Source organism: Bacillus coreaensis (assembly GCF_050586445.1).
Taxonomy (GTDB): domain Bacteria; phylum Bacillota; class Bacilli; order Bacillales; family Cytobacillaceae; genus Robertmurraya_A; species Robertmurraya_A coreaensis.
Genome location: NZ_JBOCCY010000001.1, coordinates 263,438 through 278,518, shown reverse-complemented (window position 1 = coordinate 278,518; position 15,081 = coordinate 263,438). Strand labels below are relative to the sequence as shown.

Annotated in this window: 13 protein-coding genes; 1 reads left to right on the top strand and 12 read right to left on the bottom strand. The window is 36.6% G+C overall.

Translation table 11 applies throughout. The features are described 5' to 3' along the window. Positions 1-93 precede the first annotated feature (93 nt). Positions 94-996, top strand: a complete 903-nt coding sequence (locus tag ACQ5H4_RS01475; RefSeq protein ID WP_430773202.1) for an NAD(P)-dependent oxidoreductase — start codon at positions 94-96, stop codon at positions 994-996. Between the two features lie 238 nt (positions 997-1,234). On the opposite strand, the gene ACQ5H4_RS01470 is transcribed toward ACQ5H4_RS01475, so the two are convergent. The 12 genes from ACQ5H4_RS01470 to ACQ5H4_RS01415 form a co-directional block, all read right to left on the bottom strand. After that, complete coding sequence (locus tag ACQ5H4_RS01470; protein WP_430773201.1) at positions 1,235-2,236, bottom strand: 2-keto-3-deoxygluconate permease; 1,002 nt, start codon at positions 2,234-2,236, stop codon at positions 1,235-1,237. Positions 2,237-2,957: 721 nt separating this feature from the next. Further along, entirely contained in the window at positions 2,958-4,436 is a 1,479-nt protein-coding gene (gene ascB / locus ACQ5H4_RS01465) for a 6-phospho-beta-glucosidase (protein ID WP_430773200.1), read from the bottom strand. A gap of 120 nt (positions 4,437-4,556) precedes the next feature. Then, positions 4,557-6,407 carry a beta-glucoside-specific PTS transporter subunit IIABC gene (locus ACQ5H4_RS01460; RefSeq protein WP_430773199.1) on the bottom strand — a complete coding sequence of 617 codons (1,851 nt, stop codon included), beginning with the start codon at positions 6,405-6,407 and terminating at the stop codon, positions 4,557-4,559. Between the two features lie 134 nt (positions 6,408-6,541). Next, positions 6,542-7,375: a BglG family transcription antiterminator LicT gene (licT, locus tag ACQ5H4_RS01455; RefSeq protein ID WP_430773198.1), complete on the bottom strand. Its 834-nt coding sequence runs from the start codon at positions 7,373-7,375 to the stop codon at positions 6,542-6,544. A 307-nt stretch (positions 7,376-7,682) separates the two neighbouring features. Next, on the bottom strand, positions 7,683-8,717 hold the full coding sequence (locus ACQ5H4_RS01450; RefSeq protein WP_430773197.1) for an alpha/beta fold hydrolase: 1,035 nt from the start codon (positions 8,715-8,717) through the stop codon (positions 7,683-7,685). Positions 8,718-8,911: 194 nt separating this feature from the next. Then, the gene (locus ACQ5H4_RS01445) at positions 8,912-9,745 is read right to left on the bottom strand and encodes an SPL family radical SAM protein (RefSeq protein WP_430773196.1); all 834 of its coding nucleotides are present in this window, start codon (positions 9,743-9,745) and stop codon (positions 8,912-8,914) included. 81 nt (positions 9,746-9,826) lie between these two features. Continuing rightward, positions 9,827-10,435 (bottom strand): ABC transporter permease, encoded by a 609-nt coding sequence (locus ACQ5H4_RS01440; protein ID WP_430773195.1) that lies wholly within the window; start codon positions 10,433-10,435, stop codon positions 9,827-9,829. Then, on the bottom strand, positions 10,429-11,199 hold the full coding sequence (locus tag ACQ5H4_RS01435) for an ABC transporter ATP-binding protein (protein WP_430773194.1): 771 nt from the start codon (positions 11,197-11,199) through the stop codon (positions 10,429-10,431). Before ACQ5H4_RS01435 ends, ACQ5H4_RS01440 begins: the two co-directional genes overlap by 7 nt. Positions 11,200-11,219: 20 nt before the next feature. Continuing rightward, on the bottom strand, positions 11,220-12,137 hold the full coding sequence (locus ACQ5H4_RS01430) for a glycine betaine ABC transporter substrate-binding protein (RefSeq protein ID WP_430773193.1): 918 nt from the start codon (positions 12,135-12,137) through the stop codon (positions 11,220-11,222). A gap of 16 nt (positions 12,138-12,153) precedes the next feature. Continuing rightward, the gene (locus ACQ5H4_RS01425) at positions 12,154-12,807 is read right to left on the bottom strand and encodes an ABC transporter permease (RefSeq protein WP_430773192.1); all 654 of its coding nucleotides are present in this window, start codon (positions 12,805-12,807) and stop codon (positions 12,154-12,156) included. Between the two features lie 41 nt (positions 12,808-12,848). Then, entirely contained in the window at positions 12,849-13,817 is a 969-nt protein-coding gene (locus tag ACQ5H4_RS01420; protein ID WP_430773191.1) for a zinc-binding alcohol dehydrogenase family protein, read from the bottom strand. 25 nt (positions 13,818-13,842) lie between these two features. Beyond that, positions 13,843-15,060, bottom strand: coding sequence for a multidrug effflux MFS transporter (locus ACQ5H4_RS01415; RefSeq protein WP_430773190.1), 1,218 nt, complete (start codon positions 15,058-15,060; stop codon positions 13,843-13,845). Positions 15,061-15,081 lie beyond the last annotated feature (21 nt).

The window sequence follows — 15,081 nt, the reverse complement described above, 5'->3', positions numbered from 1 at the left end:
TAACTAATTTTTAGCTCTTTCCTACCAAATAGATAGATTAAAAAGTACAAATTCATTTCAAAAAATAATTACGGATAGTGGGAGGAAATAAATATGTCGACAAGCAAAGGGCGAATTGGATTTATTGGAGTTGGAACAATGGGTAGACACATGGTTAATAACCTCTTAAAAGGTGATTATGAAGTATTTGTCTATGATAGGAAACAAGAAGCGTTAGATTATGTTGCTTCCATGGGAGCAACACCTGTTAAAACGTTGAAAGCATTAATTGAGAAAAGTGAAATTGTATTTGTAGCCGTTCTTACTGATGATCAAGTTAAATCAGTTATTGCAGGTGAAGGTGGATTACTAGAATATGCTACACCTGAGAAACTGATTGTTGTTAATAGTAGCGTTAGTCCACAAACCGTTCTTTCGATGGCGGACTTAGCCATTCAAAAAGGGATCCATGTGATTGATGCACCTATGAGTGGAGGTGAACCTGGGGCTATTGAAGGTACTCTTACCTTTATGGTAGGAAGTAATAATCAGCAATTGTTTGAGCGAATCAAACCTATTTTAGATCATTTAGGAAGTAATATTTTCTATGTCGGTCCAACAGGATCAGGAGAAGCTATAAAACTGTCAAACAATCTAATGGCACTATGTAATAACTTAATAGCTTTAGAAGCTGTTAAATTAGCAAAAGGTTATGGTATATCTGAAGAACAACTTATGGAAGTTGCACAACTAAGTACTGGAAATAGCTTTATAGTTGAAAACTGGGATTATTTCGGCAATATAATGCAAACGCATTCATTAGCAGGAACAAAAGATGTTTATACATTCCTTACAAAAGACATAAAACTTGCGGTTGAATCTGCAAACGCCATCGACCTGTTCTTACCGATTGGCGGGCTTTGCTGGCAACTTTCTGAAGCGGAATTAGAAGCAAGAGATATTTCCAATAGGGAATCTGGACGCATTTACAATTCACCATTTACAACTCAAGTTTAACTAATTTCAAATTTCTTTAATAGCTATTAGTCTAATCCAACATAAAGTTTAATAGGAAAAAACCTTGTAGGCTGTCTGCAAGGTTTTTTCTATTAGTATTAGTTAGTAGACTTTGTGTTTCAAAGATTACCCCCTTTTAAGAAATCATCTGGTCTCTGATTGCACTAAAAAAACAACAACACCTTATTAAAAGCCTTAAAAAGGCTTTTTAATAAGGTGTTGTTAAAGCGCTTACTTGTCACGTATCTGCTAACTCTATTTTTTGATTGATTTGTTGCACATTATTGTTTTGCTTTTCGTATTTCTTAGCTAGAAAAGCCACATAAATTGGCAATAGTATTCCTGATGTTACACATGCAGCAGCAATTTGTACCGTAGCAATGCCTACTTCAGGAGCAAAGGTTGCGCTTACAGTAGCAATAGCTGCAGGAGTGGCAATCGCATTTCCTGCAACCGCACCTTCAGCTGCACCTACAATTGGATTCCAACCCATTTTTTTAAAGATAAATGAACATGTTGTACCTGTTAACAAAACAGTTAATACACCTAGAGCAATACCTGCCAAGCCACCTTCAAGAATAGCATTTAAATTAATTGTCATTCCAAGTCCAAACGCCATAAATGGAATAAGAGCATCGACTCCTTTTGTTAAGAAATCTCTCATCTCATAATCTATATTACCTAAGATCATACCTAATATGATAGGTAATAGTACTGCAATAAAATCTATTATCGAGAATAAATTTCCACCAAACCCCATTGCACCAAACATAGCTAAAGCAATCATGGTTAGAAACGGACCATCGTTTAAAGATAAAACTCCAATTGCAGCTCGGTCATCCTGCTTCCCAAATTGACTAGAAATGGCGATATACATAGTACCGTTACTATTGGTCATAGCAGCTATAATTGCCAAAGGTGCAAGACCTAAAAATAAACCGTTGGGACCGGCAAATATATACGCTGCAATACCAAAAAGTGCACCAATGATCCACTTTGTGACTAACATAGTTGTTCCTTTTGCCAGGGCACTCTTTGCGGTTTTCAAATTAATTTCAGCACCAATACAAACAAAGAAAAAAGCTATTAAAGGAATAACCCCATTGATAAACAAAGCTTCAGTAAAACCACCGATTCTTAATAAGTTAGGTGCAAAGCTGTTTACAATTGCACCTAAGAATAGTGGTACAATCATAATTCCCCCAGGAATTCGATCTAAGGTTCTTTTTATTGGTACCATAATGATCCTCCTACTTAATAGTATTTTATCTAGCTTTAACCATATATTTTAGATTTTATTTATGATGTACTCTATGTTGTTCTTTTCTGTCTCCATAATTAATTTTGTTAGGCTATCAGATAACTCGCTTTATTAAATTATCAGATATAACCCGACGCAAAGGTTTTCTATTTAGTTGCTTCCCATTTGTTCAATTGTTTCTAACTTAAGTATGCGAGCACTAGGAGACTGTATCTTACAAGTTTTAATCAATACCACTATGCATATAGTTCAACCTCCTACACTTAATTTCTTTCAATCCTCCTTACTACTATTATTTATTAACCCCTAAGCTCTTTATATTATAAGGTTATCAGACAACATGACTGTTGGATTTCCTGACAACCGTATATCAAAAAAGGACATCTTTCAAACCTTCAAAAAAATGTTCACTATCCATGTAGGAAAAAACTGCGTTTATTTATGTATGGTTAATAGGTTATCAGACAACTCGTTATCTTGAAGCGAACTCTAAGAAAACTCCTTAGAATATCCACCTGAAAAAGAAAGCCCTTACAAATGATATATTACCAAATGAAATTTTGTTTGTCTACGGAATTTTCTGAATATTTTTATCTAATTGCGATTAGGAAATAATGGCCCTTCCTGCAAGTGGTGCAATTATACTAAATATAAAAAAATCCGATGAGCTATTGCCCATCAGATTTTTTTAACAATTTTATTATTTATAATCTAAATGTTCTCCATTACTTGCAATAACCTCTTTGTACCAATAAAATGAATTTTTCTTTATACGACGTTTTGTTCCTCTGCCCATGTCGTCCTGGTCAATATAAATGTACCCGTATCGTTTTGAAATTTGGTTGGTTGAAGCACTTATCATGTCAATGCAGCCCCAGCTTGTGTATCCGAATACATCGACGCCATCAGCAATGGCTTCTTTCATTTGCTTTATATGTTCTATTAAATAAGTAATCCTGTAGTGATCGTTTATAATATCACCTTCTTCTAATATATCGATGGCTCCTAGCCCATTCTCGGCAACAAATAATGGTTTTTGATAGCGGTCATATAGTTGGTTTAAAGCACTCCTTAACCCCTTAGGATCGATTTGCCAGCCCCATTCGCTCTTAGGCAGGTATGGGTTCTTGATTCCTCCAACTAATAGATTACCTTCCGCACCCTCGAGTTCTTCCGGGTTTGCACTAACAGTACTTGACATATAGTAGCTAAAGGATACAAAATCTACCGGATAATCCCTTAAGATTTGTTCATCCTCCGGTTCTACCTCAAGGACGACATTCTTTTCGGCAAACATCCTGGCTGTGTAGGCAGGGTAATAGCCTCTTGCCTGAACATCACTAAATAATAATGCATCACGCTGTCTTTCCGTTGTTTTCTGGAAATCGTCCGGTGCGCAGCTATATGGGACAAACAGCGTATAGCTAATCATGCAGCCCATTTTTGCCTCTGGATCAATTTCTTTTAAGGCCTTTGTCGCAAGTGCACTAGCAACAAATTGATGGTGGGCTCCTTGATATTTTGCCTGTTCAAGTTTACCGTAGCCTTCCTCTATCAAACCTAGACTTACAAAGGGATGATGCTTGCAAGAGTTGATTTCATTGAATGTCATCCAGTACTTCACTTTTCCTTTATATCGATCAAAGACTGTTGTAGCATAGCGGACAAAGAAATTGACTAACTGCCTATTCACCCAACCACCATATTGTGTAACAAGGTAAAGTGGCATTTCATAATGTGATAACGAGACAACCGGCTCAATCCCGTATTTATTTAATTCGTCAAATACACGGTCGTAAAACGCAAGCCCCTCTTCATTTGGTTCCAATTCATCTCCATTTGGAAATATCCGTGTCCATGCGAGTGACATCCGGAAGGATTTAAAACCCATTTCGGCAAATAAAGCGATGTCTTCTTTGTAATGATTATAAAAATCAATTCCATACCTCTTCGGGTAGTACTGTTTACTTTCAGGATTTAACGCTTCCTCTACCTGCTTATGTGTCATTTTAAGCCACTGATCGGACCACCGCTCTTTTGGGATTGTTTCGTCAAAAGTATATACATCAGAGACAGAAAGTCCCTTACCACCAACATCGCTGCCTCCTTCGAATTGATTTGCAGCAGTAGCTCCTCCCCATAGAAAGTTTTCCGGAAACACTGTTTTTACTTGAAACATTAATGATACTCCTCCTAAACTTACAAAATTATAGATTCATTTTATCTTTTTTTCTGTCCTAGGGAAAACATTGCCGTCATTTGACAGGTAATGTTTCCCTACAGAAATCTACTATTTTATTTAAGCAAATAATTCGAGCAAAACTTCTTTTTCATTTGTTGTTTTAAGATTGGAACTTTCTACTTTGGAAAAATCTTTACTGTTCGTAATGATGACAGGCGTGATTGTATCATAGCCCTCTGCTTTAATTGCTTCCAGATCAAATTCAATAAGTAGGTCTCCTACTTTTACGTCATCCCCCTGTTTTACGTGGGCCTTAAAGAATTTTCCATCAAGCTTTACTGTATCAAGCCCGATGTGGACCAGGATTTGTGCGCCAGTGTCACTAGTTAATCCGATTGCATGGTTGGTATTGAAAAGAGAAGTAACGTTACCGTTTATTGGCGAAACAAGACGGCCTTCCGTAGGCAGGATTGCAATCCCTTCCCCCATAATTCCACTCGAGAATGTAATATCATCAACTTCTTCAATTGGTCTTACAAGTCCCTTTATTGGACTCAGTACTGTACTTTGACGAGTTTGTATGACAACTTTTCCTTCCTCTTCTGAGTCTTCTTCACCCACTGGCTGTTCAAACTTAAGGACAAATGTCATTAGTATCGTAACCACGATTGCAACGATCATTCCGAGTACAGCATACATGAACGTCTCACCCAAAAACATTGGAAGCCCCTGAATACCAGTTTTTCCGAAGAAAAAAGCTTTTGTTTCAAAAAACATCATGAAAGTAGAAGCAGCAGCACTTCCAATCATTGCAGCTATAAATGGCTTTTTTAAACGGAGGTTTACACCATACATCGCAGGTTCAGTCACGCCAAGTACGCCAGTGATTCCTGTTGAAAAAGCAAGCGACTTAAATTTCTTGTTTTTGGCTATAAAGAAGACAGCTAATGCAGCAGCTCCCTGAGAAATATTATTTACAGTTAAAATTGGCAAGATATAATCATACCCATTGGATGCAATAGACTCTAGGATTATTGGAACAAGAGCATAATGCATTCCTATCATAACAAGCAACGGCATCACACCACCAAGCACTAAGCCTGCAAGCGGACCGGCAACCTGGAAGAGAAAAGTTACCCCATCAGCAAGCCCTTTTCCTAGAATTGCACCTATCGGGCCAATTGCTACCAGAAACACAGGAACAGTTATTAACAAAGTAACGGTTGGAACTATTATTATTTTAAGAGCATTTGGCGTATATCGGTCGGTTACTTTTTCTATATAAGAGGCAAACCAGATGGCTAAGAACATTGGAATGACAGAAGCCGAGTAGGTTGCAGGTGTGACCGGCAAACCAAGGAATGAAAGGTTATTTCCGGCTTCTTTAGCTGTTGTCATCAATGCTGTCAGGCTTGGATAAAGTACAGCCGCAGCTATAGCAACACCAATATACGGATTCAATCCGAACTTTCTTGAAGCACTAAATGCAATCAAAATTGGTAGGAAGTAAAAGGCGCCATCTGCTAAAGCATTGAATATTTGATACGTTTGGCTGTCAGCTGACACGTAGCCTGCAATAAGAAGAACTGATAATAAACCTTTAATCATCCCTGCACCAACAATTGCAGGTAGGATTGGAGTGAATACCCCCGCTAATGTATCAAGGAATTTGTTTAGAATCCCTTGTTTTTTATCGCTTTTTTGATTATTTTGTTTATCCGAAATTCCAGCAACTTTGACAAATTCTTTATAAAGATTATTGACATCATTTCCGATGATAATCTGGAACTGTCCACCTTTTTCGGCAATCCCCATGACCCCGGGTGTTTTTTCAAGCTGTGCTCTATTGGCCAGTTTGTCGTCTTTTAGATTGAAACGTAGACGGGTCATGCAGTGCACCACATTTTCAATATTTTCGGTACCGCCTACATTTGTGAGAATTTTTTTTGATAGTTGTTCATAATTCATTTTATTAAGCCTCCTTATTCAATGTAAAAGTTTTATAATAAAAAAACCTAAGTCATATACAAAAGGAGTATTCTCCATTATGTGTATACAACTCAGGTTTTGCCTTTATCAGTTACAATCCCAAGATTGTGTATTCAATTTGTTGTTCTATCCGTCACACGATGGATATGGAGCATAAGATAAACCATTTCTGATTTAGACAGAGATATATCAGTTGCCTTCTTTACGTATTTATCGATAATTTCAACACTATCAAACGCTTGAGGGTATTTCTCTTTTACAAATTCGAAAAGATCATTGTTTTCATGCGGATTTGTCTTTTCTTCTAGCAGTCTTTGGGCAAAGAAGCGCAGATGAACCACAAATCTGCTATAGTTTAATGAATCCTCATCCAAATCAATACCATAATGATATTTTACAATTTGCAATATATCTTGCACTATCTTGGTAATCTCGATTGTTTGATCCATTTCCTGGATGCCATTTTGGGCATTTACTAAATGTAGAGCAATCGATCCTGCTTCATCTTCCGGCAATACCACCCCTAACTTTTCTTTTATAAGCTCTAGCGCATGGATGCCTACCCTAAACTCTTTAGGATAAATTTTTCTTATTTCCCACAATAATGGATTTCGAATAGGAAGCCCCTGTTGAATTCTTTCGATGGCAAAATCCAAATGATCGGTTAAGGTTATATAAATATAATCATTTAACTTTCTAGTTATTTGAGATTTTGCATTTTGTATGATCTCATCCGCTATATCTAAATGATTTTGAGGTATATCTTTTAGTAATTCTGATAGTTTAGTTGTTAAACTCTCTACAAACTTTTTATCAACATTTTCCTCATTAACCAAATCCCCAACTTTTTTTTGAAAAGCTATCCCTTTACCCATTAATATTAGTTCAACATCATCATCTGCCACTGCTAAAACAACATTATTATTAAAAATTTTTTTAATTTCCATTTGGTTTCACCTCCTAAATATCAATAAAAAAAACCTAAACCGATGGCAATATTGCAATCTTGCAATATTCTCATCAACTTAGGTTTTGCCCAGAAAGGTCACAATCCAATGTTTTGCTATTTAATTTAACTTTATAATACCCTCTTATGAAAACGTTGTCAACATTTTTTCTACTTTAAGTAATTTTTTGATATTAGTAAAACGAAATACAAATATATAAGCTCAACTAAGCTGAGTTTCAGGTATACTCGGGAATATTTTTTTAGACGAGAAAAAACGATACTTGTTTAAGTATCGCCTCCTAATATTACTGCTCCAAGAACTCCCTCAGGTCCTTTGTAAATTTGACCGGGTTTTTTTCCATTAGACTATGATCTCCATGTTCTTCTTTTGAGTAGACATAAAGAGCAGAGTTAGGGATAACAGAATGTATCCAGTTTTGACTTTGAAAATTTGGACTGAGTTCACCAGTAAAGATGGCAGTCGGAACATCAATTTTATTTTGGATGACGTCACGCCAGTCGTTAGTACCGTGATCATACATAACACGAATTAAGTACTCTATATCATTGTTGGCCAATTTATTAGATAGGTTCCAAGTGTTTTCGTAATATGGTGTTCTCAAACTGTCCATTATAGAAAAATCGAGAGTCGACATCATATTTTCCAACTGCTCGGAAGAATCAAAAGGTACTCCTAAGTCCTGACGTTCCTGGTCTGTCATACCCGGACGAGGTACAATGACTGGTGGCTGATCGATAAAAGCGACCTTGTTTATTTCTTTAGTTCCGTAAAGATCGATATAACTCCACAATGTGGCAGCACCCATCGAGTGCCCAGCAAAATTTGCAGATTTAATACCAAGGTGTCCCATGAACTCCTTAAGATCAGTTGCGTGACGAGATAAACGATTCCCATATTTGACATCTTCTGATAACCCTTGGTTACGTGGATCAAGAGTATAAACACGGTAGTTATCGCTAAGAAGGTACATTACATTCAGGAAGTGTGCTCCATTAAGTGACCATCCTGGTAGAAGGATTAGCGGATCACCTTTACCAGCTACCCAATATGATAATTCCACACCATCTTTAGTCTCGAACGAGCCGATTTTTAGATCTTTAAAATCTGATAATTTAGCAGGAATACCTTTAATCTTATTCGGAAAAATGTAATCTTCTCCAAGTGCGGATACCGCTGGCAAGGCCGAATCTTGCTTTTGTTTTACCTTTGATGGTTCATTATAGCTAGATGTACTAGCTTTTTGATCTTGAATATTCGAAAATCCAGCGGCTAACAATAGTACTGCCCCGAGTAATGCTGTAACAAGTTTCTTCTTCATATCAAATCTCCTTTTGCTTCTCTATCAAACTACTAAATATGGTAATTATAGTTATTCTCACAAAAAAAGTAATATAAAATAATCTACCTTACGCTTGTTCCACCTATAATGGAGGCTGTCGACAAATTGACTTGACTCTAAAACCTCCCACACATTTACTTATGGCGAGTTCATCCTAGTTTAGAAAAGAGTTTCTATTTTGGAAAAGCTTCTTTTTTCGAAACTCTTATCATGTCACTAGAAAAGAACTTCTTAAAATATTTTTCTACCTTTAGATGTAAATTCTTTTGATACCACTGCGATAGTTTATTTTCTTCAAATAACTTCGGCATCCCTAATATTTCTGAACGTTTTCCCATTGCACCATCACCGATTGAAAGGGTATCGATCCAAATATGGTCCACTATTCCCTCCAATATCTTTGGAAAATCAGGTGAAAAAGGCAAAACAGGTGAGATTGAAGCTTGAGTAGATATTCCTGCCTCATAAACTTCTCTTAATGCTTTTAACCTTAGTTGAATTCCAGGAGCATACGGTGCAAATATCCGCTTAATATCTTCTCTATCGGTTTCAATTGTCATCGATACTAGAACATCACATTTTTCTTTTAATTTTACTAACAAGTCAATGTCTCTTGTAATCAGCGGGCTTCTTGTTTGGATTTGAAGAAAATCAGGCGGATGATCGATCATTGCAATTAATATCTCACGAGTAATATTCACTTTACGTTCCATAGGTTGGTAAGGATCTGTTGCAGAAGACATAAAAATATTTACCGGCTTGTTTTTTTTACGTAGTAAACTTATTTCTTTTCGGTAACTTTCTGCGACATTTATTTTTATATCCAACCAGCTACCCCATGGAATTTCTTTATACTTTTGAATAGGCATTTCTCGTACGTAACAATATCTACAAGAAAACTCACAACCACTATAGGGATTTAATGAATGAGTAAATCCAACATCTAAATACCCCTTTGCTTCAGTTAAAATTTTTCTAGCAAAAATTTCTTTCACACTAGTTTTCATTCCCGCACATTCTCCCCTTATTACTTTCTATATAATGTAGAGAAAGGCATTTTTATCTTTATTCCTAAATTCCTTTTACCACTATATTCTTTTTTCAATCTTTCTTAATAAGGCATTAGAACCAATTGCAAGTAATGCTGCTAACACACTACCCCAAAGTATTTTATACGTATTTAAAGTTCTAAGGCCTTCAAATAAAATATCTCCTAACCCACCCGCATTAATAGTAGCAGCTATTGTTGCGATCCCTATCGTAGATACGGTTGCAAGTCGTATACCTGTAAATATGGCATTTTTTGATAACGGAAGTCTAATTTTAAACAATACCTGCATTGTACTCATTCCTATACCTTTTGCCGCCTCAGTTACAGCAGGATCCACTTCATTCAAACCGGCAATAAAATTCCTTAGTAATAAATACTGATTGTATATAACTAGTACAATGATCGCTGTTGTTTGCCCTAAGCCTGTTAATGGGATTAACAAAGCAAAAAGGGCTAAACTGGGTATTGAGTAAACTACAGAAAACGTGTAAATGAAAAACTTAGAAAGTGCTTTAGAATAGACAGAGAGTATCGTCAAAACAGATGCTAATAATAGTGAAATGATTAAAGTAATCACTACGATAACGAAATGTTCTAATAAAGCATTTCCTAATTTATCAGGATAATTTATCGCATACTCTAACAACTTAACCCCTCCCAGAAACTTTCTTGGTTTCTTGAAGAAGTTATGAGAGAAGAAACAAATTCATCTGCTGGATTTGAAACAATGTTTTTTGGGGTATCGAATTGAGATACCTTCCCGTTATCCATGATAATCACCCTAGAGCCTAGTTTAAAAGCCTCGTTTATATCATGAGTTACTAGTATGAATGTCTTTTTTAATCCCCCATGAATTCGTAATAATTCATCTTGGAGATTTAATCGAGTAATTGCATCAATGGCACCAAAGGGTTCGTCCAATAACATGATTCTCGGATTTGTTGCTAATGCCCTAGCGAGACCGACTCTTTGTTGTTGTCCTCCCGATAATTGGGTCGGATACCGATTCTTAAAATCACTCGGTACTAGACCTACAAGAGTTAACAATTCGTTTGTTCTATTCTCTATATCCTGCTTACTCCAGTTCAAGAGTTTTGGTACGGTAGCTATATTCTCTTCAATGGTCAAGTGAGGGAAAAGTCCAACTTGTTGGATCACATACCCTATTCCCCTTCTTAACTTAACTGGATTTACGTTGGAAATGTCCTCATTAAATAACGTTATAGTTCCAGTGTCAGGTTCATAAAGCCTATTAATCATTTTTAACAAAGTCGTTTTCCCTGACCCCGAAGAACCTAATATCGTGATAAACTCTCCCTCTTCTATGGTAAGGCTAACATGATTGACCGCAACAGAAGAGGAATTACGAAAACGTTTGGTTACATCCTTTATTTCAATGGCTACTTGCATCTAATACCCTCCAGAATCAATTATTTGATTGATTCATAATACTCTTTAGCTACTTCTTCATATTCTTCTTTGTCTACATCCACTTTTGCATTTAATGCCGTAATGGTTTTTGTATCAAGGGTGGCACTTACCTTATTAATTACATCTTCAATTTCCGGATTTGCTTCAAGTACGTTATTGCGAATAACAGGTGCTAAATTATATGGTGGCCACACTCGCTTATCATCTTCTAATAGAGTAAATTCATCTGTATTTACCAATTGACCTTCGGTTGTATATGCAGGAGCAACATCTGCCTCATTATTCTTTAACACTTCATACTTTAATGCGTTGTCGTATATCTTTGATGATTTCCAATCTAATTTACCATATACCTTTTCTAAAGCAGGAATTCCATCTTCTCTTTGGTCTACTTCACCTTGGGAGGCAAATCTAAGTTTACTCGCATGTTTTTGTAAATCAGTAATGGTTGTAATTCCTAACTCTTTTGATACCTGTGTACGAATAACCAATCCTGCGCCATCATTTGCTTCAGAATAGTCTAACCAAGTAACATCAAATTGTTTGTTGTACTCTTCTTTTACCGTATTATATACTTCCTCTGGATCCGTAATTAAATCCTTCTTTAATATTGTTAATAGCCCTGTACCAGTATATTCAGGGTAAATATCGATTTCATCGTTAATTAGGGAAGTATGAATCACTGAACCAGCTATATTGGGAATTCTTTCTACCTCATATCCCGCATCTTCAAGAGCCAAAGAATATAATTCTCCTACAATTAAGTTTTCCGTAAAGTCTTTCGTTCCAACCCGAATGGTGGCTTTATCTTCACCATTACTATTACTTTCTTCATTAGTATTTCCACATGCTACTAATCCAAGAGTCAGAAAAACCCCAGTAATCCCAGTTATAAATTTTTTCATTCCTTTTTTCATGTTTAATTCCTCCTATTTACTTTAAATATTTATATTTCACTATACTTTTTTCAATTAAGTCTAGTGATAATCCAGCCAAAATCGAAACTAGTCCTACTGAGACTCCACCAATAATCAGTAAATCCATTCGATTTAATCCTAAGCCAGTGAAAATAATGCCACCAAGTCCACCAGCACCTATTTTCGCTGCAAGAGTTGCACTTGCGATAATTTCAATAAGTCCCATCTTTATTCCCGTTAAAATGAAAGGCATTGCCAAAGGAAGTGTAACTTTCCAAAATACCTGCTGTTCTGTCATCCCCAATCCATAAGCTGTTTCTATCATAAAGCTAGGAACCTCTTTTAAACCTAACAAGGTATTCATAATTATGGACGGTATGGCTAATAGTACGAGAGCCACAATAGCTGGGGTGATACCAGTCCCTAGGATAGGAATAAATAAAAATAAAATAGCTAAACTTGGTATAATTCGTAATATCTGAAAAACTGGGACAAAAAATTTTTCCGCATTATTATACCTAGCACATAGGTAGCCAACCGGCATTCCAATTATCATGGCAATCATTAAAGCAATGGCACTAATCACTAAATGCTCTCTTAGAGCCAGTAGAAACGATTCATGATTATTACTGAAGTAATCTACTAGTTGAACCCAAAAATTACTATTCAACATTGCCCTCCTCACATCAAATGAAAGTTTTTGATGATACTTTATGGATTTACAACAACAATTTTGCCGTCGGCACGATTGCTTTCCATAAGCTGGTGAGCCTTACTTATTTCCTCTAGTGTAAACACTCTTGCGATCGGCACTTCAATCTGATAGTTGTTTATATGCCTGAATAACTCAGTTAGCAATTCTTTTTTGAAATTTTGCCCACTATCAAATTGGGTTAGATATGAACCAGACGGAATATCCACCATAGGCTCAAATTGATTCAAGACCCATTCTCCACCTAGTATCCCTGTCATACAAAGTATTCCTTTCTCCGCTAACATCCCTAGGGAATTCTTTATTGTAACAGTCCCAACCAATTCCAAGATTTTATTGACTCCTTGGGGAAAAATCATTTGTAGATCCTTTTGGATATCTTCATGATCCAATAACACATAGTCAGAACCATATTGTCTCAATTTATCAATCTTGTCTTTACTCCGCGTGGTAGTAATGACAGTCACACCAATGCTTTTAGCAAGTTGTAAAGCTGCTAATCCTACCGAGCTAGTACCTCCTCGTATTAGAAGAGTGTCCTCACCCTTAAGCATCAACACATCAAATAATGAAGCATAAGCCGTATAATACATTTCAGGAATCGCCGCTAACTTCACCCAGTCCATCTCATTGTGTACCGGGTATACTTGACTCGAAGGAATAAGGGTATACTCAGCATAACTTCCATCGAACTCACGCCCAAGCCCCCCCATTAACGAAACCACCCTCTGACCTTTTTGGAACGAACTATCAGATGGATCCACAATCTCACCAACACATTCTATTCCAATGATTCGAGGCAATTTTACCGAGGGAGAATCCCCTTGTCTAGTAAAAATCTCTGATCGATTGATGCCAAAAGCTTTTATTTTTATCAGTACCCATCCCTGCTTTACAGAGGGGATAGGTACTTCTTGTACAGTTAACTCTTTTGCTGTACATGCTTTTTCTAAAACTACTGCTTTCATACGTTTCACTTCCTTTTAATTATTTTTAGAGTTTATTTTCATATATCTTACCTGTAGCAGGCTTTTTAACAAGAATCCCATAAGCAATAATCGCTAATAAACTAGTTGTAAACAGAATAATGCCTAGTGGCATAGCGGAATACTCTCCTGCAATCCCTACAAGAGGTGAAGTAATAGAACCTAATAAAAAGGGAATGACGCCTAATAAAGCGGCAGCACTACCTGCAATATGCCCTTGCGACTCCATCGCTAAGGTAAAAGAAACCGGTGCAATGACTCCGAGCGAGGCAATAAATAGAAAGAGTGGTATAACAAGTGCAAACAATGGTCCGTGTGTAAGCACCACGATTAAAACTGCTGTACTAGACACTGAAGCTACCGATAACCCAATTAGTAGAATGTTACGTTCTGCTATCTTTCCAACAATTCTTCTAACCAATTGAGCTCCTAAAATTAAACTAATGCCATTCAACGCAAAGAGCACCGAAAAGATTTGAGGTGACACACCGTATATCTTTTGATAAATAAAAGGCGTTCCAGAAATATAGGCAAATACTCCAGACATCATGATTCCCTGTGCGAGTGCGTAACCCATAAATGTTCGATTTGTTAGCAGTGTTTTAAAGTTTCTTAATAATTCTTTTAAGTTACTAGAAACCCGTTTCTCTAAAGGTAAACTTTCTTTTAATTTCAAAAACGTTATTGTCCATAATAATATTCCCAGAAATCCTAAGAAGATGAACACGCCACTCCATGAGGTAAAGGTGATGATCGCGCTCCCTAGAATGGGTGCAAGTAAAGGTGCAATATTCCCAATTAACGTAAGAAGTGAAAAAAACTTCGTTAGTTCACTACCACTATATAGATCGCGTACCATCGCTCGAGAAATGACCATACCTGCTGCAGCTGCAAACCCCTGAATAAACCGCAATACGATAAAAATCGCAATATTAGGTGAAAAAGCACAGCCAAAGGATGAAAGACAATACACAATCATCGCAAATAGTAATGGTTTACGTCTCCCATGAACATCACTTAAAGAGCCCATAACAATTTGACCAAGTCCGACACCTAACAAGGAAGCAGTCAAGCTTACTTGAATAAGTGATGCACTTGATTCAAAAAGTTTCATTAGTTGTGGAAATGATGGAAGGTACATATCAAATGTAAAGGGTCCTAGCGCAGAAAACACACCTAATAGTAGAGCAAAACCTAGTTGATTATTTTTCGTTCCCGAGTCCATTTCTGTAAATCTCCAATCTAT

Excerpts from the sequence above, each read along its gene's own strand:
- ACQ5H4_RS01460 (WP_430773199.1), bottom strand. The coding sequence starts at position 6,407 with ATGAATTATGAACAACTATCAAAAAAAATTCTCACAAATGTAGGCGGT.
- ACQ5H4_RS01445 (WP_430773196.1), bottom strand. The coding sequence starts at position 9,745 with ATGAAAACTAGTGTGAAAGAAATTTTTGCTAGAAAAATTTTAACTGAA.
- ACQ5H4_RS01415 (WP_430773190.1), bottom strand. The coding sequence starts at position 15,060 with ATGGACTCGGGAACGAAAAATAATCAACTAGGTTTTGCTCTACTATTA.
- licT (WP_430773198.1), bottom strand. The coding sequence starts at position 7,375 with ATGGAAATTAAAAAAATTTTTAATAATAATGTTGTTTTAGCAGTGGCA.
- ACQ5H4_RS01435 (WP_430773194.1), bottom strand. The coding sequence starts at position 11,199 with ATGCAAGTAGCCATTGAAATAAAGGATGTAACCAAACGTTTTCGTAAT.
- ACQ5H4_RS01430 (WP_430773193.1), bottom strand. The coding sequence starts at position 12,137 with ATGAAAAAAGGAATGAAAAAATTTATAACTGGGATTACTGGGGTTTTT.
- ACQ5H4_RS01450 (WP_430773197.1), bottom strand. The coding sequence starts at position 8,717 with ATGAAGAAGAAACTTGTTACAGCATTACTCGGGGCAGTACTATTGTTA.
- ACQ5H4_RS01470 (WP_430773201.1), bottom strand. The coding sequence starts at position 2,236 with ATGGTACCAATAAAAAGAACCTTAGATCGAATTCCTGGGGGAATTATG.
- ACQ5H4_RS01420 (WP_430773191.1), bottom strand. The coding sequence starts at position 13,817 with ATGAAAGCAGTAGTTTTAGAAAAAGCATGTACAGCAAAAGAGTTAACT.
- ACQ5H4_RS01475 (WP_430773202.1), top strand. The coding sequence starts at position 94 with ATGTCGACAAGCAAAGGGCGAATTGGATTTATTGGAGTTGGAACAATG.
- ascB (WP_430773200.1), bottom strand. The coding sequence starts at position 4,436 with ATGTTTCAAGTAAAAACAGTGTTTCCGGAAAACTTTCTATGGGGAGGA.